This window comes from Arhodomonas sp. KWT (assembly GCF_010993615.1).
The window spans coordinates 1-651 of the sequence record NZ_WNXE01000938.1 but is presented as its reverse complement, the minus strand read 5'-3'; the positions used below and the strand labels follow the sequence as shown (position 1 = coordinate 651).

The window sequence follows — 651 nt, the reverse complement described above, 5'->3', positions numbered from 1 at the left end:
GTGCTTGCTGAGCTTCCCGCCCGCGGGGCTGAGCGCCAGGGGCAGGTGCAGGTGACGCGGCCGCGGCAGCCCCAGGGTGTCACGCAGGGCCATCTGCGGCGCGGTGGCGATCAGGAGGTCGGCGCCGCGGACGATGTCCGTGGCGCCGAGGGCGGCGTCGTCGACGACCATCGCCAGGTGATAGGCGAACAGGCCGTCGCCGCGGCGGATGACGAAGTCCCCGATCTCCGTGGCGACGTCCACGTGCTGCGGGCCGAGACGGCGGTCGTCGAAGCGCACCGGCGCGGCCGGGGCACGCAGCCGCCAGGACCGGGCACTCTTGCCGGGGGGCAGGCCGTCGCGGCAGGTGCCGGGGTAGATCATCCCCGCCGGGCCATGGGTCGCCACCGCCTGCAGCTCGCGCCGGGTGCAGCCGCAGGGGAAGGCGAGGCCCGTGTCCACCAGCCGGTCCAGGGCGTCGGCGTAGGCGTCGTCGCGGGCGCTCTGGTAGACCACCGGGCCATCCCAGTGCAGGGCGTGACGCTCAAGGGTGCGGCGGATTGCCGTGTCGGTGCCGTTGACGGCGCGCGCCCGATCGACGTCGTCGATGCGCAGCGCCCAGCGCCCGTCGTGGCGGCGGGCGTCCAGGTAGCTGGCCACGGCGGCCACCAG

1 protein-coding gene is annotated in these 651 nt (G+C 75.4%); it reads right to left on the bottom strand.

The features are described 5' to 3' along the window. On the bottom strand, positions 1–651 hold a 651-nt coding region (gluQRS, locus tag G7A99_RS23415; RefSeq protein ID WP_163144450.1), incomplete at both ends, for a tRNA glutamyl-Q(34) synthetase GluQRS.